Origin of the sequence: Actinomadura logoneensis, assembly GCF_003428695.1 — a bacterium.
GTDB classification, from domain to species: Bacteria; Actinomycetota; Actinomycetes; order Streptosporangiales; family Streptosporangiaceae; genus Spirillospora; species Spirillospora logoneensis.
This window is the reverse complement of record NZ_QURH01000032.1, coordinates 1-3,457: the sequence shown is the minus strand read 5'-3', so window position 1 is coordinate 3,457 and position 3,457 is coordinate 1. Positions and strand designations below refer to the sequence as shown.

At 71.1% G+C, this 3,457-nt stretch carries 2 protein-coding genes and 1 pseudogene; all 3 read right to left on the bottom strand.

The features are described 5' to 3' along the window. Positions 1-485: pseudogene (locus DZF91_RS01790) on the bottom strand (hypothetical protein); the annotation flags it as partial. A 189-nt stretch (positions 486-674) separates the two neighbouring features. Next, positions 675-1,442: an SDR family NAD(P)-dependent oxidoreductase gene (locus DZF91_RS01785; protein WP_117355771.1), complete on the bottom strand. Its 768-nt coding sequence runs from the start codon at positions 1,440-1,442 to the stop codon at positions 675-677. A 152-nt stretch (positions 1,443-1,594) separates the two neighbouring features. After that, positions 1,595-2,950: a flavin-containing monooxygenase gene (locus DZF91_RS01780; protein ID WP_328589101.1), complete on the bottom strand. Its 1,356-nt coding sequence runs from the start codon at positions 2,948-2,950 to the stop codon at positions 1,595-1,597. Positions 2,951-3,457 lie beyond the last annotated feature (507 nt).

Genomic DNA, 3,457 nt, shown 5'->3' with positions numbered 1-3,457 from the left:
CACACGAGCCCGGCGACCAGCACCGCCGGGACGGTCACCGCGACCAGCGGCCACGGGTCCGCCAGCGTCGAGCCCCAGCCGCGCCCGGCCGACGCCGCCGCCGGCCCCCGCCCGGCGGACAGGCCCACCAGCACCGTCGCCACCACGAACAGCGCCACGCTCGCCCACTCGCGCCCGGTCATCCGCTCGCCGAGCACCCACACCGCGTAGGCCACCAGCAGGACGAGGCTCACCGCGAACACCGGCTGCGCGACCGCGAGCGGCAGCTCCTCGAACGCCACCACCTCGCCGGCCAGTCCCGCGAACAGCAGCAGCCCGCCGCCGAACCACACCGGGTCGGTCAGCATCGTCCACGCGACATGGAACGGACGGCCGCCCCGCAGCGGCGGCATCCTCCCTGCCGCCGCCCGGAACACCACGAAGGCGACGTAGTACGTGCTGGTCGCGAGCAGGGCCAGCGCTGCGTAACCGAGGTCGTGGCCCATCGGCGGGACCTTTCGGGGCGGAGTCGCGGGGAATTTGCGGGTTGTCACCCTTCCGCGTCCGCCCGCCTTCTGACAATCCCTCCGACCGGATTCCGGTCCGACCGCGTCACGCGGCCACCTTCAGGCCAGCGGACTCAGCGCCGCACCTCAGGTCGCCGAACTCAGCACCGGCCCTTCAGGCCGACGGAGTCAGTCCCACTTGCGTCCGGCCCGGGAGAGCCGCCCGACCAGCGAGGACGGGACGAGGCGGCTGAACCCCACGATCGCCTTGTACTGCGCCCCCGGGATGCAGACCTCGATCCCGCGCCGCAGGTCGCGCAGCGCCACGTCCACGACCTCGTCCTTGTCGAGCCACATGAAGTCGGGGACGCCCGCCATGTCCATCCCGGCGCGCTCGTGGAACTCGGTGTGCACGAACCCCGGGCACAGCGCCATGACGCGCACCCTCTCCGCGCCCGGCCGTCCCGCGATCTCGGCCGCGGCGGCCTGCGAGAACGACACGACCCACGCCTTGGACGCGCCGTAGGTGCCGCGCGTCGCGAACGCCGCCACCGACGCCACGTTGACGACACCGCCGCGACCGCGCTCCAGCATCCCCGGCAGCGCCGCGTTCGTCAGCCGGAGCACCGCCTCGCAGTGCACCTTCAGCATGACCAGCTCGTCGGCGACCGGGACGTCCAGGAACGCCCCCCGGTTGCCGAAACCGGCGTTGTTGACCAGCAGGTCCACGCCCTCGCGCAGCCGGTCCTCCGCCCTGCCGATCCCCTCGTCCGTGGACAGGTCGGCGGCCAGGACCTCGGCGCGGACGCCGTACCTGTCGCGCAGGTCGCGCGCGGAGGCGTCCAGCCGCTCGGCGTTCCGGGCGAGCAGGACCAGGTCGAACCCGTCGGCGGCCAGGCGGTGGGCGAACGCGGCGCCCAGTCCGGTGGTGGCGCCGGTGATCAGAGCAGTCGGCATGACCCGAGCCTAGGCCGTGCGGTCCCCGGCCTCCCGGCGCGGGCCCGTCCGGCCGCGTCCCCGCCGGAAGTCACGCGGGTCCGGGCGGCGTGTCGCCCGCCGGTACGCGAACGTGAACCCCGGCCAGTTGTTGACGATCCGCCCGTCCTCCGTCATGTACCAGCTCCGGCACCCGCCGTTCCAGACCGTCGAACGCAGCATCTCCCGCATCCGCGGTCGAACGCGTCCTGGACCTCCGGCCGCACCTCGATCCAGTCGAGCCGTCCCCGCCGCATCGCCGCCACGCACCCGACCACGTACCGGAACTGCGACTCCAGCATGTAGATGATCGAGTTGTGCCCGAGGTTGGTGTACGGGCCGTACAGCAGGAACAGGTTCGGGAAGCCGCTGACCGTGATGCCCAGATGGGCGGACGCGCCGCCGTCCCGCCAGGCGTCGCCGAGCTCGCGCCCGTCCCGTCCGACGATCTTCATCGGGGCGAGGAACTCGGTGGAGGCGAACCCCGTCGCGTAGACGATCGCGTCCAGCTCCCGCTCCGTCCCGTCCGCCGTGACGACCCCGGACGGCGTGATCCGCGCGATGCGGTCGGTCACCAGCTCGACATGCGGGCTGCCGAGCGCGGGGTAGTAGTCGTCCGACAGCAGGATCCGCTTGCACCCCATCGGGTAGTCGGGCCGGAGCCGTTCCACCAGCCGGGCGTCCCCGATCTCCGCCTCCAGCTTCTTCCGGAACCGCCGGACCATCACGCCCATCAGCTTCGGGTACTTGACGAACCCCAGCGCGCGCGCCTCGAACTGCGTGTAGATCCGCGCCCGGCTCACCGTGTACGCGCCCGGCACCGACCGCAGGACCGCCTTCTCCCACGCCCGGTACGGACGGTCCGGCTTGGTGATCACGTACGGCGCCGACCGCTGGAACACGTGCAGCCGTCCCGCCACCCTCGCCAGCTCCGGGACGATCTGGATGGCGCTGGCCCCCGTCCCCAGGACCGCGACCCGCTTACCCGCGAGGTCCACGCCGTCCTGCCACCGCGACGAGTGGAACGCCGGACCCGCGAACGAGTCGCGCCCCTCGATCTCCGGAAGCACCGGACGGTTCAGCTGCCCGCACGCCGAGACCAGCACGCGCGCGCTGACCGTCCCGTCCGAGGTGGACACCCGCCAGACGGCCTCCGCCTCGTCCCACTCCGCGCCGGTCACTTCTGTCCCGAACCTGATGCGGGGGAGCACCTCGTACTTGCGCGCGCAGTGCCAGAGGTACTCGAGGATCTCCTCCTGCGGCGGGAACCGCCGGCTCCAGTCCGTCTTCCGCTCGAACGAGAACGAGTACAGGTGGGACGGCACGTCGCACGCCGCGCCCGGATACGTGTTGTCCCGCCACGTCCCGCCGAGCCCGTCGGCCTTCTCCAGCAGCACCACGTCGTCGACGCCGGCCTGCCGCAACCGGATGGCCATCCCGATCCCGCCGAACCCGCTGCCAATGATCGCCACATCGTGCGGAGCGCCCATGCCGCCACCCGAATCTCGTTCTGTCCGTCGCCTCGAGCGTAGGTGAGCCGCCGGTCGCCTGACCAGACGCGAACGGCGCCGACCGCCCTCCGCGATCGAGTTGCGGGCACCCCGAGCCTCGGGTAGTGTCCTTCCTCGCGCCTTGAGGGATGCAGGACGCCGCTGTGCGGTGGCCGGCCCGCTGTGCGCACCCACCACTGATCATGCGGATGCGATCCGTCGTGCCCGCATGTCCTGGTGGCATCGGAAAGGCTCGATTTTGCGAATCGGTGCGGATCTGGTGAAATAGCGGAGCCGCACGGAACGGCCGCGAAAGCGGGCGGGAAATGCGGAATCAGAATCGGCCGGAAATTGACAAGCCGGGCGGAACTGATAAAGTAAGCGAGTCGCCACGGAGCGAAAGCCGCAGGAATTGCGGACGGAGCGCGTGGGTGTCCGTTTCTTGAGAACTCAACAGCGTGTTAAAAGCCAGTGCCTTTATAGATCAGGCAAGTGCCTGATCACCCC